Source organism: Stenotrophomonas humi (genome assembly GCF_001431415.1).
Classification (GTDB): domain Bacteria; phylum Pseudomonadota; class Gammaproteobacteria; order Xanthomonadales; family Xanthomonadaceae; genus Stenotrophomonas; species Stenotrophomonas humi.
Map to the genome: position 1 here is coordinate 92,679 of NZ_LDJI01000019.1, position 24,377 is coordinate 117,055.

Below are 24,377 nucleotides of genomic sequence, written 5' to 3' on the forward strand. Positions count from 1 at the left end.
CCTGTTGGATTGGGGACATGCTGAGCTCACAGAGAAGGGGTTCAACGGGTGCTAGACGCTAGCTCGTAGGCGCGAAGACTAGGCCACGCAGGTAGTTCGGATCACTGAAGAAGGCGCCGACAAAATGCCCCGTGCGAGCATCAAACTCGAACGATCTCGCGACGGCTCCATCGATACCCTTCAAATTCAGGACATTTCCCTCAACAAACCAAAATGCCAAGTCCTGAGGCAATGAGGCACCCTGACCACCCAAAGTCCCAACAAGCGAACCATCTGAATTGAACTCAATCGCCACCCTGTGCGGCGACCTCAATTCAATAGATGTGTACACACCGAATTTCTGCCCAAGCAAGTGATCCCTAATATTGCTCTCTACCGATTTTTGGCGGAATACGGATACAACCGCCTTATATGCAGCCACCTTGACCTGCAATTTTTTATTCTCTCCCCGCAGCTTTTCAGCCTCCCCAACATGAGTCGCAAGCGCGCTTCGCAAGGCAATGACATCCTTCATAGGAAGGACTTCAATATTCTTCGAAGCAAGCTGACGCGCGACACTCTTGCGTTCGACCCACAGATTGAACCTCTCTACCCCCATACCCAAAATCGGCCACAAGAATGCAAACAGAAGCGCAGCCCCCAGCGGAATCCAGAGCATATGTAGCTGCGATTCATTGGCATTTGCGGTGATCGCGGAATCGAGGTATTTGAATTTTTCCTCGATTGACATTCCAGATAGCAAGACCATCACTACTCGGTGATTTACTAGAAGCCAAGTCAATGCAAATGACCCCAGCAGCGGATTCGATAGCCTCGCCTTTACGGCGTCCTTGAAGCCTTCCGTAGCCTCGTCCACCGCCCCTTGCACATCCTTTGCCATGCTCGCCCCTGCTTTCCATTAGATGTTCGGATTCTAGGCTGAACCTGAATAGAAAAGAAGAAACCCCGCTCTCGCGGGGTTCGTCGTTTCAGGCGGCTTTGGCCAGAAGTGGATCGGCTAGTTTCACCAACTCCCCCTGCAATTCCTCCTTCCAGAGGTCCACCGTATTGGCCCAGTCGTCGGCGACGTATTGACCGAGCTCGGCCAGGTGATGGGCCCTCGCCTTCTCGTCTTTCAGGGCGTGGAACAGCGCCCCAAAGAAAAACCCCGCCAGTCGGCGGGGCCTTTAGGAAATTGACGCTATTCCTTGCTTGTCTTCTTGGATGGCTTCTTTTGGGCACCTTTCTTCCCAGAAGCCTCTGCCTCCGCCTGACGCAGCCTCCTCTGCTCCCGAAGATCTTCAATTTCCTCTTCGGTCATCAAGAACTGCTCGCGCAAAATATCTTCGCGATGCTCCTTGGTGTACCGGATTGCAACATCAGCAGGCTCAAGAAGGATCGTCGGGACCTTAGCAACCTCCCAAGGCGATCGAGCGGTAATGCTTGCAATCATGTCGCGTACCGACGAAAACAAAATGCGCGCAACATTGACGCCCACTACGCGAGGGTTGAATGCCCCCTTGTAAGCTTCCCTGCACCCCTCAGCATCAAGAGTAAAAGAAGCGAACGCAGAGATTTCGATCACATACGGGTACGATTCGTCGCTCTGCGCGACATTCAATGTTGCAAAATTGTTCTTGTCCAGATCATAGAAAACAGCTGCTTCTGCGGTAACAGGCAGATCTTCGCGCAGCATTTCCTTCGCATTCGGCCGGGCTCGAATTACGACGTCTGTATAGACAACCTGATCGATCTGAAGCGGACTCTTCTTCATGCGGCCATACCGAATTCAAGCGCTTGGTAGTTCTGATCATTTGCACACAAGAAATTGATCTCATCCGAGACCCTTCCGCCACGGGCTGACCTCCCATCATGCAGCCAGAATTCGCGATAGCGACTCTGGCAAACATCTTCCTCATCGTTATGCCCTAGGTCGGCGCTTGCGTAGATGATCGCTGGCGAAATTTCCAGGCGCTCTTCGCGGCGAAGCCTGAAAGCCAGGCAGTCGTCATGCTCCGGCACGAATTGGAATTCCTCCTCGTTCAATCGAACGGAAAGGTGAGCTTCGCCCCCCAACGCAGACACATAACGGAAGACGGACGACAAAAGCATGTCGCTGCGCGCCTCCATCTTCGACACGGCCGCCTGACTGGTTCCGAGGAGCCCAGCCATATCCGCCTGCGACAGGCAGGATGCATTGCGAAGTTCCGCCAACGGAAAAGCTGCTCGCAGCTCCCGATAGCGCTTCTCAGCTTTTACACGCACCGCTTCCGGTCTGGAAGCCAAGAAATCATCAAAATTCATATTTGCCATGATCAGCGCCCCCGCCCTTTTCCACTTCCCCGTGGTACCACTTTCCCTGAACCCCCTGCCTGAGAGGCCTTCAAGCCGGCCTCATGTTGCTTAAGTAGCCCTTTAGCTTTCTTGATGTACTTCGGATACCAGAGCTTTTCGCCCATTGGCACCTTGTCACCACCTACGAGCAGAATGGCGTTCTGCTGCGTATCAAATACGTAGATGATCCGGAACTGCTTCCGCTCGAACTTGATACGAAGCTCCTTGAGCTTCGACAACCTCTCGCTCTTCGGCGAACTCTTGTCCTCCAATGTTCCCGAATGAGGGCGATCAAGAGCTGGTCCGAACTCCCGAAGCAACTTGATCTTTGCGATGACTTCAGTCTCTTCATCCGGCGTCAATCCCCTGATGAATTCCTGCACTTCGGGAGTTAGCGTGACGTTCCATGCCATGAAATATAACTCAGGAGTTATGCGAACGAAACATGTGTCTCGTTCATTCTGTGCGATCGATTCACTTAGCGCGCCCAGGCTTCCCCCCTGGTGCAAACAGATCATAGCATTGTGAAGAAATCATCACATTTCATTACAAATCATATAGTTGTGCGTGTGATGCGGCCAACACCTCCACAGCCCCTTGCAAGACTTCCCACCTTGCAAGCCGCAACTTCTTAGCCCTGCTACCATCCCGGTCAACGGATAGGAGCAGGGCTTTTTCGTGAAGGACTGGACCAAAACCAACTACGGTACCCCGAAGTCCTGGGACGAGATCCAGCGGGAGAAGCTGGACGCGGAGCTTGACCGTGTGATCGATGGCCCCGGCCCCCGAATTTCCACGCTCGTCATCGGATTCTTCGTGGCGGCCATTGTCACCGCCGCCTGTTTCATTGGCCTGATTTACCTTCTTCTTCGCTGATCTGCGTCTGCAACTCATCAGCAAGCTCTAGCAGCTCCGGCTCTTCGTGGTTCCTACCAATTCTGCGTAGCGTGTTGAGCTGTGCAACGATATCCCCAGCCGGCGCTTTGGTGGACCTGGCCAACCATGCAACCGCCTTCGGGTGGGTGAAGACCCTGGACAGCAAGTTCGCTGAGACGGCAGTACCGGCCGACCCCAGCAGCGCCAGCATCGCAACCCCCGTATTGCCTGTGGCTGCTGCAGCGCCTGCCGACGACAGCGTGCCGGCCACCTGACCGATCAGCGCCCCCTGCCGAGCTGTACCCGACGGATTGGCGAACACCTGCGATCCTTCCCGGATCTTCGACGTCGCCTTGGCGATGGTCTCCATGTTCTCCGCGAACTCCGGGCCGTAGTTCTTGAACAGCACCTGCTTAGCCTGCGGACTCATGTTCGCGTAGTTGGTCAGGTAGGTATTCATCGAGAACAGGCTGCCGTCGGCGTCCTGCTGACTGCCAACCGCCCGGCCCATACGTCGAATGAAGACAGAGGACACCAGCTTTTGATCCTCCACCGGCAGCGAGCGCATGACCTCGCGAAGCATCGTGGCGCCCTCCTTCAGGCCACGCGTTGCTGCGTTGTAGATGTCTTCGCCGCCGTTGCGGTTCAGCACGGTCTCGATGCGCTCCAGACGCTGGATGTAGTCGGCATGGTGCTTGTTGGCAGCTTCAAAGGTCTGGACGGCCTTCGGATTACCGGTGGCCTTTACCGCCTGCTCCATGTCAGCAGACAGTGCGCCGTACAGGCTGCGCCACTTGCTACGCGGCACGTCGCTGACCAGGCTGGAATTGTCGATTTCTCGGCCGACCAGCGTGCGCAACTTTTGCAGCGCCTCGTAAGGCAGCTTGCCGTCGACCTGCGACTGCAGGAACTGCTGCACCTGCCCTTCGACATAGTCCTGCCCGAAGTTACTGCTGGTGATCGAGGACTCCGGCGTAATCTGCTGGTCGATTTGGCGTGTCGAAGGGAGCTGAGCATCGATGTCGGCGGACGATAGGAGTTGTGCCTCGATGTCTGCCTGGGTGGGCAACTGCGCATCAATCTGCGCCCGCGTCGGAATGCGCGCTGCGATCTCAGCGTCACTCAGCTCCGGATCCATGTTGTTCATACCAAGCAACCGGCGCCGCTCGTTCTCCTGTTGCACGCGGAACCGCTCCGTATAGAGCGCCTTGGCCTGATCATCGGCCTGCTGGACCAGCTCAGCCCGGCGGGTTTCGATCATGTTGGCGAGACGATCTCGCAATACCTGCTGCTCTGCCTGCAAAGCTTGGCGCTGCTCACCGCTGGCAGCGAGCATGTCTTGTCGCTGCAGGTTCGCCTCCTGTGCCAGTTCTCCCCGACGCGCGGCAGCCTGCCCCTGTAGGTCGCTGCGCAGATCCGCAACTTGATCGCGAATGCCCGGGCGACTCAATACCCCTTCGATGCCCTGGGTATCTTGGCCAAGCGCACCCTCGATGCCTTGCAACCGGCCGTTCTGGAAGAAGCGCGACGTGCTGGGTGCACCGGGGATCGTGGCGTTCAGGTCCGCAAGCGCCGCCTGCGCGTTCGATACATCAACGCGTGCGTCCTGCGGAATCAGCTCATCTAGCTGGCGATACAGAGCGTTGCTTTCCGCGCGCGACAGCTCCTTGAAGCCTCCGGCGCCAGTGATGCCGCGCTGTATGGCCAGACCGGCAGATTCCGGATCGATGGTCTGTCCGCCGGGCGCAAGGCCGCTGGCGATTTCGTCAATGCGGCTGCCGAACTGCGATGCCTGCCCTTGGGCGAACTTGTCGATGCGACCGGCAGAGCCCGGAACACTGCCCAACATGGTTTCAGCCGCCTGCAGGAAGCGGTTGCCGGTGGCCTGGCCTACGCTCGGCTGCACGCCTGCATCACTGAAAGTCTTGAGGGTCTGCTCAATCACCGACGGGTCACTGCCGCGTGCGACACGACGCACCGCCGCGCTTGCAGCTGCCGGAACAATGCCGCTGGCGGCGCGAGGGATCACCGCCGTCGCAGCACCAGGCACCAAACCACCAGCCAGCGCGGCTGCCAGCTGCGCACCGGTTCCGCCGCCGGCCTCACGGGTGGCGCCAGCGGCACCTGATCCCGTAGCCGTTGCCACGCTCTGCAGCACCGGCTGCGCGGTCAGGAAGTCCCCCACCCGGCCGGCCACTGTTGGCGACGCTGCAGCAGACCGACCCGCATTGAGCAGACCGCCCACACCCATGGTCAGCGCGGTGCCTGTCAGCGCCTCACTGATGTCGTTGTAGACCCGCTCCTTCGAACTCTGTGGCTTGGGCAGACCAAGCTTGTCAGCCAACCAGCCGCCGGTGTCTCGGTAAGAAGCCGTCGGCACGAAGCCGTCACGGCCAGCGACAACGTCTGCCACGTCCGGCGAGTGGAACGCCTTGCGGATCGGATCAGTCACCGCGTAGTTGATCGCATCGCCGCCAAAGGCGCCCAGCAGCGAGGCGGCGCCCTGGAGAACCGAGCGCCCACCCATGGCAACGTCACGCAGGAGCCCGGGCTTCCACCCATCGCCCATTACCTGATCTTCGGTGCTGGTCACAGCAGTGCCCACATCCGAGAAATCCGGCCGCGCCGCCTGCACAACAGGCAGAGCGGTGATTGGCATGCCACCGGCCGGGCTCGGAAACTGGCGCTGGATTACGGCTTCGATTTCCGCATCGGGCATCCCATCCGGGAACTCGGCAATGCTGCCGTCGGGCAGCTCGATCTCGATGGGCATTACTCGATCCTCCCGGTGGCCGGGTTGAACCTACGGCGAGTGCCGGGGGATGCCGGCGCCGCCGGAGCGGACAATTGGCCCCCAAAGACGGCACCAGCGGTCGGCGCGGCCATTGCGGCACGCTCGGGGCCGAGGCCGGTGGCAATTGCCTCCAGCGCAACCTCGCGGGCACGAGCCTTCTGCTGCAGCACCTGCGGCGAATCACCCGGCTGCGGCAGATAGGTCTGGCCGTAGATGTCAATTTCCTGCGACGTGATAGCCGCGCCGGTGTCCTTGCGCAGCACCGCAGAAAGGAACTCTTTGGATGCCTGCTCGGCCTGTTGCCGTTCGGACGACACCAGTGAATTGACGGCGGAGGAATCGCCGACACCAGGAAGTCCACGCAAGAACACGTCGGCCGCGCCACGCACCGCCCCTTGCTGACCGTGACCTGCCGTCATGTTGTTGGCCAGCGTCTCCAGCAGCTTGTTGGCTTCGGAGCCACGCCGCAGGTACACCAAGTCCTTGGATTGCCCCTCGGTCAGTTTCAGGCCGCCACCGGCAGCGCCGGCACCCGTGCCTGTCGAAGCGCCACCGGGATTCCACTGGCCGCGCCGCTGCAGATCGAACTGCTGCTGAGCGATACCGAGACGCTGACGGGTAGCATCTGCGGACGCATAGCTGCTCGCTGCGCTGGCATCAGAAGCACGCGCGCGGGCGGCGTCAGCGGCCATACCTGACCTGCCCTGGTCCGTCGTGGTGATACCACCGCCGCCGGTGAGGAAGCGGTTCGCCAGGAGGTTCTGGCCCTCAATGGTGCCCAACTGCTGCGGACCATTGGCCACGCCCATCAGCGCGGCGTTGGCGCTATCCCAGTCGCCTGCCAGCGCACGCGACGCAGCATCACCCCGAAAGCCCTGCTCTTGGACATCGCCCGTGTAGCCGGAAAGTTGCCGTGGATCGATACCGGCGGCGAACAGCGTCGCGAGATCCGCGGGTGCGTCCAGCTTTGTCAGCGCGCCGGGCAAGTTGGCGCGTGCATCGGCTTCGGACTTCTTGATCCGCGCTTGCGCGATCAACCCTTCCAGTTGCGCGGTCCGACTGGCCCCGCGACCGTAGGCTTCTTCGGTATTCACACCGCCGCCAAGCACGCGGCCCAGATCATCCCAGCCAGCCATTACGAAGTCCTCCACAAGGACGGATCACTGAACCAGCTGCCGGCCTGGTTGCCGAAATTGGCCGTGCTGCCCGCTGCAGCGCCGGACATACCGCCACCACCACCAGCACCGCTGGCGGCACCCTGGGCAGCACCGCCCATCAGAGAAGCCGCAGCAGTGAGCCATGGGTTTGCACGCACGTTGCGGAGCTTCAACTGGGTGATGTAATCGTCACCTTCCGACATGCGCCCAAGCAGCCCCAACTCCGACTGCAGGCGATCAGATGCCCGGGCCTCTCGCTGGCGCTGCTGCACAGGAGCATCGAGGCGCGCCATCAAGCCAGCGGTCTTATCCGCATAGTCACCAATGCCCAATGCCGCGTCGTTCGCGGACTGGCGGTATGCGTTGCTCACCGCGCCCACTTGGCCAAGGCCTTGAGTTGCGCCCGCCTGCGCTGCGCGCACCTGATCTAGGTACTGGCCGGCAGTGCTGGAACGATCCTGCTCGCTGGTCGATAGCGCGCGATCTCGCATTGCGTCGGAAACCGCCTGATCAGCAGCATCCTGGCGCTTGCCCTTCTGCGTGATCTGCGCAGCCAAGATTTTGTCCTGCTTCTTCGCGACCTGCTTCTGGTTGACGTGATTGGCCGCAGCAGCAGCCAATGCCAGAACAATTCCAACGCCCATCAGCGGCCCCCTTGCCCGAATCCGGGCGTGTACAACAGGTTGTAAATATCCCGGTTCCCGCGGCGCTCGGCAGCAGTGTTCCGGCTCGTTTCATAGACCTTGGATAGGCCACCGAATACGTCGCCCAAGGCATCAGTGGTGAGGTTCGCGTTGGCGCCCGCGAGGTTTGCCTGCAGCTGCTGCGCTGCCCGCGTGCCGCCGGTCGTCATATCCGCACCGGATTGGGCGAGAGAAATCATGTTCATGCGACTCTGTTCGTCCGCATCACGCAGACCGCCAACGGCCCGCTGCGCGAGACGATCTGCTGCCAGGACGCCTTGCTGGAAGTCCTGCCCCAGCTGCCTGTTCGCGTCGATAGAGGCCGAGCCACCGGTCTGGCCGTTGCGCGCCATGGCGAACTTCAGACTGCGGTCGGCCGTGGCCTTCTGCTTGTCCAGGTTCTGCCGATAGAAGCTCCGACTCGCTTCGAGGAAGTCGTTGATATCGGCTTCGCGCTGCGCGCCGCCATAGACCTGGTTCACCAAGCCGACGTTGCGCCCGATGTTCGCCTGTTTCAGGTTTTCAGCCTGCGTGGCCCTATTGGTAGCGCCGTCAGATCCGCCGCCCATCACTCACCTCGCAGTCGGGAAAAGTGGGCGACGTCCTCGCCCCGGATGCCGTAATGGCGCCATACACCTTCCGGCTTGAAGCCCAGCGAGCGCTCGAACCATTCGATGGCCAACTCTCTGCTGGTGATCGCGGACGTCTGCACGCGGTGCACGTCACCCTCAAAAATGCGGTCGATCATCCAGCGCGTGACCTTGGTCAATGAACGCCATTGCTCCGACCAGCCCTCAGTGGTGCCGAGCATCCAAGCCTGTAGAACTCCCGTTCCTGCAGGGTGGAATCCGCCAGCTGCTGCAGGCAGGTTGTCGTTTTGCAGGATGGTCACGGCAAACACGCCGCTCTGGAATGCCGCATCGATAAACCACCGCGCGGCCACATCCTCTGAGAACTCGTCCAGACCGCTGAGCGCGATGAACTGCGCGCGCTCGTCCTCGCGCATCTTCTTGGCCAGATAGACGATGTGTTCCGGTCTGCACGGGATCACATTCGATGGGAGGCGGGCTGTTTTCATGCCGCTATGCTCGGCCTGCCCGCCTCACGTTCAACGGAGCATCAGGCCATGGGCCTTGCGTCCTGCAGATACACCTGCAGCGCGTTCCATTGCCACTTCTCGCTACCGTCGTAGGTCAGCCGCACAGACAGTGCCGGCGCTGCCAGCGGCATGGCGATCACCATCCCCGGCACGGTATCGGCTGGCACCACATAGCCAGGCGTGAACAGACCGCCGTTGGTTTGATCGATGCCGAACGACACGGATACCGCGCCGTCCCCGACGATGTCGAAGCCGTAGATCATCTTGGTTACGCCAGGCTGGCCGAAATCGAGCCACGGCCACTGAATCACGCCTTGGAAAGGCACCACCTCAAACGTCCATCCGTCGTTGTTGATGCCAATCTCATCGCCCACCAGATCCTCATCAACTCGATGGATGAAGTCACCCGAACGCAGGTACAGCGTGTCGCCGGCAATAGCCCAGTCCTCGATCTCGAACGGGAAGTCGTATCGAGACCACGCGCCAACCTGGCCAACGCGCGTCATCGTGTAAACGAACACCTGGGTACGACCATCGACCGGAAACATCAGCCAGTACTGACCAGCCGCGGGGAAGTAGAGGCCCATCGGCGCCGCCATTTCCTTCATGGCTGCTTGAACCAATGGGTCGATGGGCATACCCACATCGCCGGCCTGGAAATTGGTGCTGCTCGCAGCGATGCCGACCGTGCGCACGCCCTGCGACGCAAGGAAGAACAGATCATTGGAGACCGGCGCCATTGCGTGGTGCTGTGTGCTACCCATCGGTAGCGCATCCAGCAACGCCATGCTGGCCGGGTCTTCATCCACCTGCCAGAGCTGGAACGCCTCGGCATTGAACGGAATTAGATTGCTCCGATACAGACCCATCGCGGCCACAGGATTGGAGCCATAGTTCTGCAGGCCGGTGGGCAAGTAGCCCGCGTCGTCTGCGCCGGACCAATCCAGCGGATTCACTGTCGCGCTGTACCTGACGATGTCGTCGTCGGCGCAGAACACCTTCGACGCGGCAATGGCCACAATCGTGGTGTTCGGGCAGTTTGGATCCTCTACCCGACGAGACACACCGCGGAACAGAACGCTCCCATCGAGCACGTATTCGCCCGCACCATCCGGCCAATCTGGCTCCGTACCACCACTGACGTAGAGCGGTTGAGCCGTCCAGGTGACGCGCGTGGAGGTGATGGCCTCCCACGTGACCTCGTTGTCGACCACGCTTTGACCGAGCACCGGCGGCCAGGCAGGTTCGTTGGCCGCCGAGAATCCCGATTCCGGTTGTACTGCCCGGTATGCGAGGCTGTCAGGAAGGCCCGCGAAAGTCCCCTGCACCTGCAGTTCGTCGCCCCACACCGGATGGCTATGGTCAGCCACGGACCAGAGCGTGATGCCGGCGCGGCAGTAGGTGGCGCCTGCTGGGCAAGTGGAAGTGACTGACGATCTGTTCCAGCGGCCGCCTCGCCCGTCATCGACCACATTGCCCTTCCAGGGCGAGCCAAGCGGCACGTCGCCGGCGTCGAACCACTGCACCTCAACCCAGCCGCGCGTTGCACCGACGATTGATGCACCCTGCTGGATCATGCACGACGCGGTGATCTGCTTGCCCACCGGCACAACCAGCTTGGTCTGATTGAGCGCGGTACCCGTGGGCTGATTGCCAGCCAATCGCAGGGACGCGTTTCCGCTGAAGCCGTACCCATTGAAGTACGTGACATCGCCGATGTAATCCCAGCCCTCCTGCCCCGAATTGAATCCCCCGTTCTCAACAACGGTGGAACTCGGCGGCGGCATTGTGATGGGCAGGACGATATCGCCGGGTTGATAGAGCGTGCCTGGCTGCCAAGTGGGGTATGCCATTTAGTTGGCCTCGGTCTGGTTGGAGGACGCGCCGTTTCCATAGCGGTCGCTGACATTGGGCGGAACAGTGGTGCCGGTGCCGCCGCCATTGATCGGGGTTGCAGCGCCTTGGCCATTCACGTCTTCGACGACCGTTTCTCCGGTGTTGCTTGGCCACGTCGGTTCCGTCGTTCCTGATCGCGGGCTATCACCAGACAGTTCAGTCACCACGTAGCTGTAGCCGTTGTCCGTGGTCGGTACTACGACATCACCCATTGCCCTTGCCACATTCGCCGTCCACGGCGTCATGCCTGCGCGGTTGGATTCCACGCGGTACGCGATGCCATTGCCGCTTGTGGAGCGCACCAATTGCCCGGGCAGGTAGACATGATTCGGCTCCCAGACCTCGCCTTTCTCCAGCCAGTAGTGGCGCACCAGACCGTCTTCGAACTCGGCAACCACGTACAGGTAGCCAAGAAACGGCAAGGCGAAGTGGATGTCCTTGATGGGCATGTCGTCAGCCGTTGGATGGCGGATAACCTCCACCTCCACAGCCGGATCAGTCGATGTCGTCACCGTGTGTGAGAAGACGACGAAAGCCCCCTGAAACCACACCAAGCCCTTGGTTCCCGCAGGCAACTGAACATCGATGCGAGTGCCCGGACGACAGGCAATCGTGCGCGCGGCCGTGACGTACCCATTCAACAGCTCGAACAGCGATTCAGCCGACGCCCCACCCTTGTCGCGCAGACGGGTGATGCCGGCCTTCACTGCAGAGAGTGCTACTTGCCTCATTCTCAATTCTCCTTCAGCAGCGGACGCACGGCCGGCGCTGGCGTGCAGCTACCCGGCACATAGCGCCTTGTCTGGTGAGATGCAGCGATCAAGCTACGGATGTACGCCGTGGCCTGGCTCGCGTAGTTCGCAGCGTCAGCCATGCCGTAGTGCGCCTTTGCGTTTGCCAGCGCCTGCAGGAACACCGCCTCGGGATCGACGGTCAGAACGTCGTCGTCGATGTCCAGTGGCGACATACCGAAGTCACCCTTGATGCGCAGTTGCCAGCTCTCATCCGTTGGTGCCGGCCACACCTCGATGCACTGGCGGACCTCGTAGTGCGAGGGAATGCCCATGCTGTGCGAGCCGTACAGCACCGGGTTAATGCCACACACCAGCGGACGCCAGCTGCTATCGCCCTGCGAGATACCCACCCACTCCAACTTGCCCGGGTCGAGCTTGCGCGGACAGTCGTCCGAGTTGCCTTCCAGGTCGTAGAAGCGCACTCCCGGCACCATGTCCCACGTGAACATGCGGCGCAGGCGCATCACCGAATAGCGGTGGTAGAGCAGTTCGTGGGCGCTGCGCGTGAAGTCGTCCAGCAGCTCCGGCATGCCTGGCGGCAGAGCGCCCATGGAAACCTGCACCGAGAAGCCAAGGCGACGCGCCAGTCGTTCCCGCATCTGCTTCAGGGTGACGGTGGGCTGCGCGTCGTCGCATTCGCAGTTGTAGCCAGTGCTGACATCACCGCCGCCATCGTCTCCCTCGACCTCGAACTGGATCTTGGCGGTGTAACTGCCGGGCATCGGGATCGTCGATCCGCCTGGCCCGCCTTCATAACGCGAGGGCCAAAAATCAACGTACTTGTCAGCACCACCGCCCCATGCGCTGAATGGGATGCGCAGAGGATTCGGGCTGAACTGGACGACCTCACCCCCGGCCGGAATGACGTTACTCGGGTACGGTGCCGCCTCGTTGTAATGCTTGGCGAACGTCTCGTTGTCCTCCAGCATGGCCTCGTAATATTCCAAATCATCGCCGGTCGGGTTCTGTGCGTTGAACTGGATGAAGTCCACGATGACCACCAGATCAACCACGTTCTGGAAGTTCATGATGAACAGCCCGTCACCAGATACAGGCGATGAACTGGTGAATGTGAGGGTGCCGTTCCCGCTCTCAGAAACTCCGCCGCCGAGCACGACATCGGTCACGACCGCCACATCGGCAGGAACGCTGTCAAAGTTGTATTTGATGGCCATGCAACCTCCAAAGAAAAAGGCCGGCCGGAGTCACCCCCGACCGGCCGCCGTCACCGCCGCCAGCGGGTCGGGTTACTGCTTGCGGGACTCGCTCTCGTCATCGATCGCGGCCAGCAAATCGTCACGGCTCTGGCCTTCGGTTTCTGCCGCTTCGAGGGCAACGAGATCCGCATCGGTCAGCCCCTTCAGCTTCGCAACGATGGACGGCACGTCACCGGCCAGCAGCTCGGTGAAGTCGACTAACTCAGGTGCGCCTGTTTTTGCAGCCTTGGTCGCTGCCTTCTTCTCGGCCGACGTCTTCGGTGCAGCCTTGGTCGCTGCCTTGCCTTCACTCGGCTGCCGATTGGCAATCCAGCGTTCAAGGTCACGCTGACCGTGGAAGTGATGGGAGCGCGCGGCGTCGGAATCCGCATTGCCGCCGTACTTCTTGACCAAGCCGGCATACGCGATACCGAAGTCGAAGTCAGTCAGCTCCACGTCCTTGGATTCGATCTCGGTGACCAGTTCTTCACCGTAGATGTCTTCGAGGATCGGCCGCTCGTATTCCAGAACGGTCGTGGGCAGTTTGGTGCTGGCGTCACGGTCGATCAGCAGCGTGATCAGCAACAGGTTGATGGACTTGGCCATTACTGCACGCCCTCCAGAGTGATGGGATCAGTTGCCGCGGCGCCCAGCTTCACGAACTTGGGCAGGTCGGCGATTTCTGCGACGGCGCCCTGCGTTGCAGTGGCACTCAGCAGCGTGACCCAACCGGGGTCACCGGCAGCCGGAGTGGCACCACTGGCCAGGCCGGGATGACCCTGCAGCAGCACGCCGGTGGCCACGGCAAGGTTGGCGCCAAGATGGGCCAGACCTTCGCGACCGAAGCCGCCCAGCAGCGGGGTCTTGTTGAGCGCAACGATGTTCGCGCCCGATACGGTGATGGTGTTCAGCATTTTTTTCTCCTGGCCGGCGAGGCACTCCCCGCCGGCACGTTGGTGGCGATCAGGCGATGCTGAAAACCGCGTTCGAGTTGCGCTTACGGCAGGTCAGGCCGTAATCCGCCGTCTGGCCGAAGTAGTACGTGTAGCGGTCGTACACGCGCGGCGGAGTGCGACGGATCATCCAGCGACCCTTCACCGGGCGCAGGCGAACGGCTTTGCTGTTGAGGAAGTAGCCGCGCTTCTTCCACGGATAGGTGATCGGGCCCAGCTCTTCATCCAGAGCGTCAAAGGTCGGATCCCACACAATCGGCACGCCCTTGAAAGCCAACGCCTTGGTGCTCGGGTCGAGCGTCACGCCACCGGTGGATGACTGGCCCAGGTTGATCTGACGGCCCATGACCTTCAGTGCATCAGCCTGGATGGCGTCGTACATGTCCGAGCCCACGGGGATGAAGTCGGGGTTTCCCAACTTGCCGTAGGTGATGGTCTGCCGCCACAACGTTTCCAGCGCGGAGATCAGTGCACCGGCAGCGCCAGTGGCGATGCCCATGCTGGCGAAGTTGCGCCACCACGGCGCATTGGCCGCATCGATGCCACCGATGACGCCGACGTTCGGCGTGGTGCTGACCAGTGCGTCCAGACCCGGCGCAGCCTTGGCGTTGGCCGAACCGTCCAGGTGCATTTCGCGATCCCAGTTCTCCTGGAAGCCGTCCTTCAGCGTGGTCCAGCCTTCATCCAGCAGATTGACGATCTGGATCTTCTCGGCATCGGTCATCTGCGCCGACTTATCGTCGGTCAAGATGATGCCGTTGTTGGCCAGCTCGGTTTCGTTGAGGCTGAAGCCATCGTGCGCTTCGTAGTGCTGATACGGCGCCAGGCGCACCGTGTCCTTCTTGTTGTAGCTGACCTGGTCGTCGCCGGAGTAGTTCTGGTAGTTGCTGTCGTTCGTGAAGCGCACCTTCTCGTTGAAGATGCCGTTACCGAACACGCTCTCGATCTTCTTTTCGGTCAGCCACTTGGCAAGCGGACGCTCGCTGGTGAACTGATCGATGGGGGCATCAGTCGCGTAGGACTGCATCTGGTAGTTGGCGCCGCTGGCCAACTGGGCGGGAGTCAAAGGCATATCGCACCTCGGAGGGAAAGAGGAAGCCCAAACGGGCGTGGTCTCTCGCGTTCCGAGGGCGCGACTCTCGTTTCAGCGCTACCGGCGGCGAACCCGGCTTACGTCACTCGCGATGCCGACAGTTGCCGGCTGGAACGCAATATGCGCCAGCCGGCATGCCAGTCAACGGGGTTATGCGGTGGGACGCGGCTCACCAGCCAGATCGGCTTCGGAATCGGCAAGGGTCAGTAGCTGCCGAACATGCGGCTCGCCAATCTCTTCATTGGGATGTTCGCTCGTTTCTTCGCTCATCGCGCAGTCCTCTCGGGTTGGTTACCGGCCCGCAGCCTTGGCGGCCTGCACACCGAAGTCGAAGGCGTTCTCCTTCGTCGGCGCTCTGCTCAGGTCGATGCCGGTGGCGCGCGCGGGGTTGTTGGGTGCTGCTGCAGGCTGGCGCTGTACTGCCGTAGCGACGGGTGCAGGCGCGGCCAGATAAGCCTGCTGGATTGCCGCTGCCCACTGCTGCGGCGGCAACGTGCTCTGGATGACGGCAACCATCGGCTGGATGGCCTTGAACTTGGCCTCGAACTGCGGATCGGCAGCGCGCAGTTGCTGGCCGAGGGCGCCCACCTGCTGCAGCGCGTCTTGATGGGCCTGCTGCTCTGCTCCCTGCTGCTCGGCCTGCTGCCGCTGGCGCTGCTGGCTATCTTGCTGCAGAGCCGTAGCGCGGCGGGTGCGGATCAGCTCCTCCGCAGCGGCGCGCGTCATGTCGCCGTCGGTGACCTGCTTGGACAGGTCTGCGTGTTCGCTCAACGGATCGTAGCCGGGCGCCGGTCGGCCCAGCTGCTTGGCCAGCCAGGCCATCTCCTGCTGCATGAAGTCATAGGCCTGCCCCATGGCAGCCGGGTCACGCGAGTTGATCGCGGCCAGATAGTTCAGGGCATTGCCCATCTGCTGCGGGTCGGCGCCGGTGGACTTGATCGTCTCTTCCCACTGCCGGCCTCGTTCGGCATCGGGGCGTAGGGTTTCCACCTCGGCGGCGCGCTCGCTCAGCTCACGGAATCGCTTCTGCGTACGCTCGTTGGTGATGCCCAGATCCTTGAGCTCGGCATCGACTGCGTCGGGTTGGTTGGTTGCGGTTGCGGCTGCAGCAGCAGCTGCTTCGACACCTGCAGTCTTTCCGCCGTCGGCAGCGGTAGTGGACGCAGCATTTGCGTCTGCATCAGCATCAGTTCCGGCAGCAGCATCCGCATTATCGGCAGCAAGCTGGCCATCAGCGGCAGCAGCTGGCGTGCCGCCCTCTTCCAGCACTTCCTGTTCGCGGGCCTTCTCCACGCCCTGACTGAAGGCATCAAGCGCTTCGGTGGCAGTGGCGCCGTCGTTGGTGGCCTCAGTTGCTGCGGCCTGTGCAGCGGCTGCTGCGGAGCCGTCATCCTCGACGACGGTGGTGGTGTCAGGTTCGTTGTGTTCAATACGCACGTGTCTATCCTCGCTGGCGGCGTTTCGGGTCAAGCAGGGGTGATTGCCGGCGGCATCATTGCGGCCGGGTCAGGCATTGCGGATGGATCGATGGGCAGCTGGCCGCCTTCGTCACCGAGCATCAGTGCGGGATCGCCAGCCATTTGGTCGGCGCCAAGCGGCATGGCCATCGGGTCAACCGGCGCAGGCGGCTGCGGAATGAAGGTGTAGGGGTCGATGCCGGTATCACCGGCCCGCTTCACCGTTTCCACCGCCAACTGCTCAAGACAGTTGGCGATATCCAAAGGCGACGATTGGCGCATCTGTCCAATCTGGATGGCGGCCTGTTGCAGCTGCGGCAAGAGGATCGACCATTGCTGCTGACGAAGCGCGGTCGCGGGCTTGCCAGAGGAGCCAGCGCGGATATCGACCTGCACAACCATGTCGAGCATTTCCGGCTCGGGCACGTTGAACCACATGGCTTCATCGCCGGCCATTGCCGCGGCGTCTTCGTAGGCCAGGCCATTGGGCGACGTCGCCAGCTCAGCCGTGTAGGCCGCAAGCTCCGACAGCATTTCGTCCAGGCCGTCGCGTGCGTAGCCGATGCGCGACTCGGTCCCCTGCTGCTGGATGTCCGCTTCGGTCGCGGTCTTGGCCACCTGGATGCTTGAGGACAACGCCTCCTGGACGCCCCAGATCATTTCCAACTCCGCGCGGATCACCTGCGTGTCGTACAGCGCGGGGTCGATCTGGTTGTAGCTGATGGGGAACAACGTCTGTTCCGGCCGCTGCCCCTGAAGGTCAAGACCGACCATTTCGCCTGAGGACGCATCCTCCAGCCGCTTGGCGTCTTCCGGGGTCAATGTGCCTCGATCAAACCCGGTCTTCGGGATGGCACGGCGGCGGTGCGTCTTGAAGTTCGTGCGGACGCGGTTGTATTCGTCCAACAGCGAGCGCGAGCGGTCGACCAGCGATTGCGGGTGACGCGCGCCATCGTTCCAAATCACCGCCCAGTTGAAGAATGGGTAGTAGCGCGTGCTGCGCTGCTCAGGTTGGAACGGCTGCCGCAGGTAGCGCGAGCAGCCCTCGGCAACAGTAACCACGTGGCCGGTCTGCTTGTTCCAGATCTCCCAGATGCACACACAGGCCTTGCTGGCATCCACGGCGCCGGCTGCGCCCTTCGTGAACGCATCAGCCTGATCGCCCGGGGTTGCGCCGCCGAACCCAGCGCCTTCGGCAGTACGACCTGGCACACGGAAGTAGGACATGGCCGAACCAAGGAACTCAGCCGCGTCCGGATATGTGGCTTTGGCCTTGTCCATCGGCATGAAGAGCCGCTGGGCGATCCAAGGGCTGTCGGCGTAGCTCTGCAGGCTCGCGCACTCCGGCGCCACCTGGATGTCTTCAGCGCGCACGAAGTCGATGCACAGGGCGTTGAAGATGATGCGCTGCGCTTCGTCCTCTGCCTGCTGCAGCTGCTGCTCCAACTCAGCGCGCTGGGCAGAGTCATCGCCAACGATGCCTTCGGCCAAGCTCACCTGCAGCTGGTCGATCGCGGCAAGGCTGGACTGCAGGCCGACGATGTCCTGCTGCAATGCCGCGTTGTTGCCCGTCTCGCGATGCCAAGCAGCCTTCATCCAGCCAATACCAACACTCAGGCCCGAGCGCACCAACGGATCAGCAGCTGCCTTCAGCTTGCCCTTCTTCCACAGGCGACCGATGACGATCTCCAGCGTGGTGGCGAAGGCCTTGGCGTCCTCTTTGATGCGAGCCGATACGGCCTCGGCCAGCTCAACGCTGGTTTCAGGATCACGGGCGTACAGGAACGTCGTCAGGATGCCGACGTAGGTACCAGCAATGGGCACGCGCACGTCGAACACGTCTGCGTTTGCCTGCTCCTGGCAGTAGGTCCGATCCTTCGCGTAACCCTCGCGGGCAGCCTTGTCGAACTCGCGGGACTCTTCGATACGCTTCAGCCATGCCTTGACCGCGCCCTCTTCTTCCATCTGGGCAGCAGCGCGGCGCTCGGCTTCCGCCTGCTCCAACTCGTCCGCTTCGATTGCCTGCGCCAGCTGGTCGCCTGGACCGGTCATAGCATTTCCCTCTTTCGTTCCATTGCGTCGGCTGCCTCGCCCGTGTGTTCGAGCCATTGGCGGCTATAAGGCTTGATGACCCGAGGCTGTTCAACGGAGATTGGCGCGCGTGCGCTGGCCACTGCGGGGAATCGGCTATGGATGAAGTAGCCAATGGCATCAGGCGCGTGATCGAACCCGGTGGTCTTGTCCGGCAAGCCGTTGGCATCGAACGCCTGCTTCTCCAGCGACTCGGTCAGCTTCGGACAGCCCAACGGGTTCACGCGTAGACGCCGCACGCCTCGGGCGTTGCACAGCATCGCGTTGACGCTGACCACGCGGGCACGGATGCGGGGATTGGAGGGAGGAACCCGCACGATGAAGCCAGCCGCACGCAGCAAGCCCAGGTCGGACACGCTCGCGTTGTTGGTGTGCGTGCTCTCGCCGCTGGCATCTGGATAGACCGCGATCTGCCGCTCCCCGAATCGCTCCCGCAGCGCAACTATCATCGCCGGGGTGTCGCGGATGCCGGTGAACTCTTCCAGCGCATATGGCTGTCCGGCGCGGATTACGCACGCTACCGCCGTCATGTTCATCACGTTGAAGTCCATGCCGACATGCAGCCGGTCCTCATCGTTGATCGTGGCCAGCGTGCTGTTGAGCTTACGGTCGTACGCCGGGTACACCGAGCCGCTGGTCAGGTTGACGAACAGTCCGTTGATGTAAGCCTTCACCAGTTGCGCCGGGTACGTCTCGAATAGGGATTCGATGTAGTCGTCGGGCAGGAAAGCTTCGTTGTCGTAGGTGCTGGCATGCACCTTGCCGTACAGCTCGGCCTTCTTCGGGTACTCGCCGGGGATCTGCTCGAACTGCTCGTATACGAAGTTGAAGCCCTCAGGCGTCGTCGTGACATCGATGCCGTTCTGCAGCCCCGGGGCCTTCACACGCAGACGGGCAATGATCTTGCGCCAGGCTTCGTGCGCCTTCTGCTTCTTCAGCGTGTCGATCTCATCGACCAACGCCTTGCCGACCTTGAAGCCCACGATGCTCGATGGCTTGTCCATCGAACGGCAGATCACTGTGCCCCGGTACTGGCGACCGGCGTACAGGTGAACTTCCTTGTTGGACTGCGCGATCTGAGCGCGCAGCCCCCAATCGAAGGCAACTTCCTCGATGGTCGGGTAGAAGATGTCGCGGATCTGCGGGTAGCTGGGAGCGAAGTAGCCAGCGGGAACGCGCGGGAACTCCCAAGCGTGCTGGCACAGCGAACCGCAGCCCACCCAGGTCTTGCCGGAGCCAAAGCCCCCTACGAACGCCCGGAACTTATGCGGCAGTTGGAGGAAGTCCGCCTGGGGCTCGTTAAGCGTCGGCACGTTTGCGCCCGCTCACTATCGTGACAGTTACAGCGGCTGGAGGCGGAACGTTGTCCTCACCCTTGTCGCCATCATCCAACCCCGCCAGCTTTGCCTTGCCCATGGTGGCCTGCACCATTGCGGCGCCCTGCTCCTTCTTCTTCGCAACCTGCCGGGCTTCTTCCAGCTCTGCCACCAGGCCGGCAATCGTCACCCCATGGGCAGCCAACGCCACCCCACGGAGCTCGACGAGCCTTGCGGCGATCTTGGGGTTATCCAGTAATTCCTTCGCCGAGCGATTGATCGTCTCGGGTTTGGCCTTCGCTGCGCTGTAGCACTGGCGGTAGGCTTCGCTGGCGTTGCCGCTCTCCAGGTACCGCTGACAGAAGGCCTCCTGCTTCGGGGTCAGTCCTGCCATGGGGTCAGCCCCCTACGGCAGTGAATCGCCGATTCCCGGAAGGCATGGCGTCACCAAGGGTCATGGTCCCCGGCCGGCCGCACGCGGCCCCTTCCGTGTCGGCTGCGGGCTGTTGTCGACACCTGCCCGCTGGTCGTGCCGGTACCCATTGCGCCTCGGCCGGCGCTCCTGTGATCGATTCGTTGGTAGTGGGCGTCTGGCGGTCGCTCATGCCGCCATTACGCGGCAATGGCCAACTCATGCAACGGAGGGAATTCAAGCTCCATCTGCTGCGGCGCCCTACCCACCTCGCACGGCAGGCTCACGGTCTCAGCCAGCGCCCAGGCAGGAAGATGAAACCGGATGTCGTCTTCCAACTCACACAGGTCCGGAACAGACGCGCTCTTCCCGCCCATGTGCTGTTCGGCATAGACACCCATCACCCAGTCGTAGTTATCCGCGAAGAACTTGTCCGTGCGCGCCTCGCCCGCCATCAGGAGATAGACCTCGTCCAGGCTGTTGATGGCCACTAGCGTTCCAGCGCCGCGAGCGTATAGCGTCTGTCGCATGCGCTTCTGCAACCGGCAGGCCAGCTCCTGCACAGTAGTGCAGCTGGAGAGCTGAAAGGCCGGCTTGATCCGGCGCTCTATCTGCCGGCGAGGGGTTGGGTCGTTTGCGCGGGATTCACTGATCGGCTTTCCCATCGCCATTTCCTCCAGGCCCTGCTGAAATCCTAATCACCACCTGTCCACCCTTGCGCGGCTCGTCGCGCACATAGGGATGGCTCACGAATCGCTTGTCGTCGATGCCCAGGGCGTCGGCAATCCCGTCGCGGGCCGGCTTGAACCGGGCCAGCATGTTGTCGTCGTCCGGCCGCATGCGCGTCGGCGGGTAGAAGTCGATCTGTAGATGTACGCGGCCACCGGGTAGCGCAGCACCCTTCCAGCCAGCGGCAATCGCGGCCACGCCAGCAAGGTGCCGCGCAGCCTTCGCCGCCTTGGCCTTCCGCGACCAATGCACCCGCGCGTTCGGCGACAGGTCTTTGTGCGGCCACGGCAGGATCAGCTCCTTCATGCAGCCACCCGGATAAGTCCGAGTTGCCACAGCTGCAGCATCGTTCTCTCGTGGGCGCGTTGCCAGATATCGGCCCTTTCCTCGCGACTGAAGCGCTTGCCCTGGTCAAGCTCTCGGTGGCAGGAGCGACAGCCGCTGGCAAAGAAGCAGTCGTGCGCCTTTAGCGCCCCGCCCTTGCCGTGGCGCGATTGATTACTGTGGCATGGCTCGCCCGGGCCTCCTTCGCACAGGCCGTCGATCTGAAGAGTGCAGTCGATCTGGTAAGCGAGATCCAGCAGGTTGCGGTCGCGGTAGTTGCCGTGCATCACGCAGCTCTCCGCACGGGCGCCCACGTCGCCAACTCTTCCTCGGCCTTGGCCGACCACTGCACGCCGCGCTCCGATCCCTCTGCATGCACGAACTCGATGAACTCGCCCATCTTCCGCCGGCTGTACTGCGACGTGCGCGCCCCGAGCATGACCATGCCGCCGTCCAGGCCCTGAGCCTGCCGCACCTGCTGCTCGAACGCCGCGGTCAGCACTGCCTTCCAGCTATCAGCCGGCATCTTGCCGATCACGATCTTCCCGCCCGCGTCGGTGTGCGGCCAGTCCAGTTGCTTGGCGATGTCGCCCAGCGTCGCCCACATGCACGCATTGGCATCCAGCGTCCGGCGTGGTTCGCGGATCTCGATCTCGGTGTCCTGCCCCGCCCCCACTCGCTCCAGTAGCTCGGCGATGGCGCGGTCGGCGATGACCAGCCGCTGCGGGTTGTCGTGGCGCATCTGGAACAATCGCTTCATAGGTTACCTCCAGAAATCTCATCGGCCCGTTGCATGCAGCGCTCTTTCGCGCCTTCGCCGTAGTGGGTGCAGATGCGCGTCGTGCCATCCACCAGCACGTAGACCGGGCCGTTGATGCCATTGAACTTCGGAAGGTAGAACCGTCCGCATTCGGATCGAAGGTGCTGCTTGTTCTCGCCGAGAATCCAGCGCATCAGAAGTTCTCCACTGCAGGTCCGCCTGCTTTTCGTTTACCACTGAAGAATCCGCGCGGTCTTGGTGCGCCATCAGCCTGTGGTGCCAGGGGAAGAGGTCCATCCCAGTCATCGATGCGCATCTGATCGAAGCGATTTCGGAAATGGATCCGCTTGCCTGCGCGAACGTTGCGGCCTTTGGCGATGTGCATTTCCACTACGCCCTGCAGGTGCGATTGCCGCTCGGGTGTGTCGTAGTAGTCCTCGCGATGCAGGAACACGATCACGTCGGCCTTCTGTTCCAGCTCACCCGACTCGCGGAGGTCCGTCAGCGTTGGTCGGCGCTCAGTACGCCCGGCGACGTTGCGGTTGAGCTGGGCGAGCATCACCACCGGGATGCCCCATTCCTTGGCCAGGGTCTTTCCGGCCTGGACGATGGCGCCGTACTCGAAGCGGGCCTCCTTCGCGTTGATCTTGAAGTCGTGAATGTGATCGACCACCAGCAAGTCCAGCGGATTGCGGTAATGCAGCCGGCGGGCGCGGGCCTCGAACTGACGCACGGTGATGCCAGCGGTGTCGTCTATGAAGAGGCGCGCACCCTTCAACTCACGCAGCGCGGCGTGCATGCGAGTCGCGTAGCCGTCAGCATCCTCAGCCCCCATGTCGGGAACCTGCAGCCAGTCATGCGGCACGCCGCCCAGCGAGGCCACGTTGCGCGTGTGGCAGTCGTCCTGGCTCATTTCAAGTGAAAACAGGCCAACCGTCTTGCCTCGCAGGGCGTTGAAGGCAGACAGGTTCAGTCCGAACACGGACTTGCCCATGCTTGGCCGCGCCGCGACCAGATACAGCGTTGAGGGTTGCAGGCCGTGCGTGGCCTCGTTGAATTCCTGCCACTGCGTCGGCAGCCCGGTGATCCGCTCGCCGCGTTCACTGCGCTCGTTGAACCGCGTGAACCAGCCCTTGAGGCTATCGGCTGCCAGCAACAGCCCACCCTTTTGCGCCGGCTGCAACTCCCCGAACTGCTGTCCCGCCTCGGTGATGATCTCCGACACGTCGCGGCCATCGCGCTCGAACGCGGCATCAGCCAGGCCATGCCCGAACTCAATCAGCCGGCGGCGCGTGGCCATGCTGCTCACGATCCCGGCATGCGCCACGATGTTGGCGGCCGACGGCGTGGTGCTGGCCAGTTCGATCAGGTACGCGCCATCACCGACCTGGTCCAGCAGCCCGCGCGCCTCGAACCAATCGCCCATCGTCACTGCGTCGAACGGCTGGCCGGCATCTGCCGCCTCCCGGATGCTACGGAAGATCAGTGCGTGATCGCGGCGGTAAAAGTCACCCTCGGTCAGCGAGTCGGCCACCAGCGGCCAGGCCTCGGGCGCCAGCATCAACCCACCCAACACTGCCTGTTCGGCGTCAACGCTGTGCGGTGGCACACGGACGGCGGGCTCGTCGTGGTTGTAGAGCGCCGCAAGGTGCTCAATCTGATCGCTGGAATTCATGCGTCGTTCTCGTACTTGCCTTCGATGACCTTGGCGAAGTTCGACGGGCGAACAAGCCATTCCAGATCGCAATCGAAGGGCCGACCATCACGGCCGGTCGTCTTGCCCATCAGGAAATCCGAGCCACGGATGTATTCGAAATACCCCCGCCACCAATCCAGGTTCTGCCGGCCGAACTCTTCGGCCCAGCGGCGCTGCAGCAGCTTCCGGCGCGTTTCGTTCCAGTCGCGTACCTGCCGCAACTCGGGCAGGACTTCGTGGTACAGCGCGACGATGCGCTGATGCGGGCATGCCGGACGAGCTGGCTGCTGGTCACCGCTGTCGCCATCGACTGACGATTCGTCGTCCTGCGGCGCAGCCGTGGACAAAGAGGCGTTAGCCTCTTCTTCTTTCTCTGTATCTGTATCTGTATCTGTATCTAGGGCGCCACTATTCGTCACCTGTGACGTCACAACCTTGTCGCGCTTCCTGTCACGATAGGCGCGAGTCCTTGCGGCGCTTGAGTCCGACGAGAACTGGCGCTTCTCCCAGTTCTTAATGTTCCACTTGGAATCGATGAATCCCTTGGCGATAAAAAGGGCCTTTGTTTCGGCCAAGTCGGTGTCACTGATACGCAAATGGAACGCGATCTCAGCGTCACCGAGCGTCACTGTGACGTCACCGCAGCGCATACAGAACAGCATCACCAATCGGCGCTGCATAGCCTCCGGCAGCATCTGTACCTTTGGGTCGGTGGCGAACTCGGAGTACATGCGGAAC

At 61.9% G+C, this 24,377-nt stretch carries 27 protein-coding genes; 1 reads left to right on the forward strand and 26 read right to left on the reverse strand.

The features are described from left to right. Positions 1–58 precede the first annotated feature (58 nt). The 4 genes from ABB26_RS09905 to ABB26_RS09920 all read right to left on the reverse strand — a co-directional run bounded on the left by ABB26_RS09905 (position 59) and on the right by ABB26_RS09920 (position 2,726). Complete coding sequence (locus ABB26_RS09905) at positions 59–880, reverse strand: hypothetical protein (protein WP_057633637.1); 822 nt, start codon at positions 878–880, stop codon at positions 59–61. Between the two features lie 300 nt (positions 881–1,180). Beyond that, entirely contained in the window at positions 1,181–1,753 is a 573-nt protein-coding gene (locus tag ABB26_RS09910; RefSeq protein WP_057633639.1) for a hypothetical protein, read from the reverse strand. Continuing rightward, positions 1,750–2,292 carry a helix-turn-helix domain-containing protein gene (locus ABB26_RS09915; RefSeq protein WP_211261953.1) on the reverse strand — a complete coding sequence of 181 codons (543 nt, stop codon included), beginning with the start codon at positions 2,290–2,292 and terminating at the stop codon, positions 1,750–1,752. The genes ABB26_RS09910 and ABB26_RS09915 overlap by 4 nt, the downstream gene beginning before the upstream one ends. 2 nt (positions 2,293–2,294) lie before the next feature. Further along, the gene (locus tag ABB26_RS09920) at positions 2,295–2,726 is read right to left on the reverse strand and encodes a type II toxin-antitoxin system RelE/ParE family toxin (RefSeq protein WP_161809035.1); all 432 of its coding nucleotides are present in this window, start codon (positions 2,724–2,726) and stop codon (positions 2,295–2,297) included. Positions 2,727–2,991: 265 nt separating this feature from the next. Between ABB26_RS09920 and ABB26_RS09925 the strand changes: the two genes are divergently transcribed. Beyond that, entirely contained in the window at positions 2,992–3,189 is a 198-nt protein-coding gene (locus tag ABB26_RS09925; protein WP_057633644.1) for a hypothetical protein, read from the forward strand. On the opposite strand, the gene ABB26_RS09930 is transcribed toward ABB26_RS09925, so the two are convergent. The 22 genes from ABB26_RS09930 to ABB26_RS18675 all read right to left on the reverse strand — a co-directional run bounded on the left by ABB26_RS09930 (position 3,158) and on the right by ABB26_RS18675 (position 24,370). Next, positions 3,158–5,962, reverse strand: a complete 2,805-nt coding sequence (locus ABB26_RS09930) for a hypothetical protein (protein WP_057633647.1) — start codon at positions 5,960–5,962, stop codon at positions 3,158–3,160. The genes ABB26_RS09925 and ABB26_RS09930 overlap by 32 nt on opposite strands. Further along, the gene (locus tag ABB26_RS09935; protein WP_057633648.1) at positions 5,962–7,119 is read right to left on the reverse strand and encodes a hypothetical protein; all 1,158 of its coding nucleotides are present in this window, start codon (positions 7,117–7,119) and stop codon (positions 5,962–5,964) included. Before ABB26_RS09935 ends, ABB26_RS09930 begins: the two co-directional genes overlap by 1 nt. Beyond that, a complete protein-coding gene (locus ABB26_RS09940) occupies positions 7,119–7,784 on the reverse strand; it encodes a hypothetical protein (protein WP_057633650.1) in 666 nt (221 codons plus the stop codon). The genes ABB26_RS09935 and ABB26_RS09940 overlap by 1 nt, the downstream gene beginning before the upstream one ends. Beyond that, positions 7,784–8,392 carry a hypothetical protein gene (locus tag ABB26_RS09945; RefSeq protein WP_057633651.1) on the reverse strand — a complete coding sequence of 203 codons (609 nt, stop codon included), beginning with the start codon at positions 8,390–8,392 and terminating at the stop codon, positions 7,784–7,786. The genes ABB26_RS09940 and ABB26_RS09945 overlap by 1 nt, the downstream gene beginning before the upstream one ends. Beyond that, positions 8,392–8,901: a hypothetical protein gene (locus ABB26_RS09950; RefSeq protein ID WP_152982628.1), complete on the reverse strand. Its 510-nt coding sequence runs from the start codon at positions 8,899–8,901 to the stop codon at positions 8,392–8,394. Before ABB26_RS09950 ends, ABB26_RS09945 begins: the two co-directional genes overlap by 1 nt. 41 nt (positions 8,902–8,942) lie before the next feature. Next, positions 8,943–10,775: a hypothetical protein gene (locus ABB26_RS09955; RefSeq protein WP_152982629.1), complete on the reverse strand. Its 1,833-nt coding sequence runs from the start codon at positions 10,773–10,775 to the stop codon at positions 8,943–8,945. Then, the gene (locus ABB26_RS09960) at positions 10,776–11,549 is read right to left on the reverse strand and encodes a hypothetical protein (protein ID WP_057633657.1); all 774 of its coding nucleotides are present in this window, start codon (positions 11,547–11,549) and stop codon (positions 10,776–10,778) included. It abuts the gene before it with no gap. A 2-nt stretch (positions 11,550–11,551) separates the two neighbouring features. Further along, on the reverse strand, positions 11,552–12,787 hold the full coding sequence (locus tag ABB26_RS09965; protein ID WP_057633659.1) for a phage adaptor protein: 1,236 nt from the start codon (positions 12,785–12,787) through the stop codon (positions 11,552–11,554). A gap of 72 nt (positions 12,788–12,859) precedes the next feature. Next, positions 12,860–13,414: a hypothetical protein gene (locus ABB26_RS09970; RefSeq protein ID WP_057633660.1), complete on the reverse strand. Its 555-nt coding sequence runs from the start codon at positions 13,412–13,414 to the stop codon at positions 12,860–12,862. After that, entirely contained in the window at positions 13,414–13,722 is a 309-nt protein-coding gene (locus ABB26_RS09975; RefSeq protein ID WP_057633661.1) for a hypothetical protein, read from the reverse strand. The genes ABB26_RS09970 and ABB26_RS09975 overlap by 1 nt, the downstream gene beginning before the upstream one ends. Positions 13,723–13,771: 49 nt before the next feature. Then, complete coding sequence (locus ABB26_RS09980; RefSeq protein WP_057633663.1) at positions 13,772–14,833, reverse strand: phage major capsid protein; 1,062 nt, start codon at positions 14,831–14,833, stop codon at positions 13,772–13,774. A 312-nt stretch (positions 14,834–15,145) separates the two neighbouring features. Further along, complete coding sequence (locus tag ABB26_RS09985; protein ID WP_057633665.1) at positions 15,146–16,291, reverse strand: hypothetical protein; 1,146 nt, start codon at positions 16,289–16,291, stop codon at positions 15,146–15,148. Between the two features lie 29 nt (positions 16,292–16,320). Then, positions 16,321–18,363 (reverse strand): hypothetical protein, encoded by a 2,043-nt coding sequence (locus ABB26_RS09990; protein WP_057633668.1) that lies wholly within the window; start codon positions 18,361–18,363, stop codon positions 16,321–16,323. Further along, positions 18,360–19,715, reverse strand: a complete 1,356-nt coding sequence (locus ABB26_RS09995) for a phage terminase large subunit (protein ID WP_083490769.1) — start codon at positions 19,713–19,715, stop codon at positions 18,360–18,362. The genes ABB26_RS09990 and ABB26_RS09995 overlap by 4 nt, the downstream gene beginning before the upstream one ends. Beyond that, positions 19,702–20,112, reverse strand: a complete 411-nt coding sequence (locus ABB26_RS10000; protein WP_057633670.1) for a terminase small subunit — start codon at positions 20,110–20,112, stop codon at positions 19,702–19,704. Before ABB26_RS10000 ends, ABB26_RS09995 begins: the two co-directional genes overlap by 14 nt. Before the next feature lie 218 nt (positions 20,113–20,330). Next, complete coding sequence (locus ABB26_RS10005) at positions 20,331–20,795, reverse strand: hypothetical protein (RefSeq protein ID WP_152982631.1); 465 nt, start codon at positions 20,793–20,795, stop codon at positions 20,331–20,333. Next, positions 20,776–21,165, reverse strand: a complete 390-nt coding sequence (locus ABB26_RS10010) for a RusA family crossover junction endodeoxyribonuclease (protein WP_057633674.1) — start codon at positions 21,163–21,165, stop codon at positions 20,776–20,778. Before ABB26_RS10010 ends, ABB26_RS10005 begins: the two co-directional genes overlap by 20 nt. Continuing rightward, complete coding sequence (locus ABB26_RS10015) at positions 21,162–21,470, reverse strand: DUF1364 family protein (protein WP_057633676.1); 309 nt, start codon at positions 21,468–21,470, stop codon at positions 21,162–21,164. Before ABB26_RS10015 ends, ABB26_RS10010 begins: the two co-directional genes overlap by 4 nt. After that, the gene (locus ABB26_RS10020; RefSeq protein WP_057633678.1) at positions 21,470–21,943 is read right to left on the reverse strand and encodes a recombination protein NinB; all 474 of its coding nucleotides are present in this window, start codon (positions 21,941–21,943) and stop codon (positions 21,470–21,472) included. The genes ABB26_RS10015 and ABB26_RS10020 overlap by 1 nt, the downstream gene beginning before the upstream one ends. Beyond that, positions 21,940–22,137 carry a hypothetical protein gene (locus ABB26_RS10025; RefSeq protein ID WP_057633681.1) on the reverse strand — a complete coding sequence of 66 codons (198 nt, stop codon included), beginning with the start codon at positions 22,135–22,137 and terminating at the stop codon, positions 21,940–21,942. Before ABB26_RS10025 ends, ABB26_RS10020 begins: the two co-directional genes overlap by 4 nt. After that, positions 22,137–23,618, reverse strand: a complete 1,482-nt coding sequence (locus ABB26_RS10030) for a replicative DNA helicase (RefSeq protein ID WP_057633684.1) — start codon at positions 23,616–23,618, stop codon at positions 22,137–22,139. The genes ABB26_RS10025 and ABB26_RS10030 overlap by 1 nt, the downstream gene beginning before the upstream one ends. Then, entirely contained in the window at positions 23,615–24,370 is a 756-nt protein-coding gene (locus ABB26_RS18675; protein WP_211261954.1) for a hypothetical protein, read from the reverse strand. Before ABB26_RS18675 ends, ABB26_RS10030 begins: the two co-directional genes overlap by 4 nt. Positions 24,371–24,377: the final 7 nt, after the last annotated feature.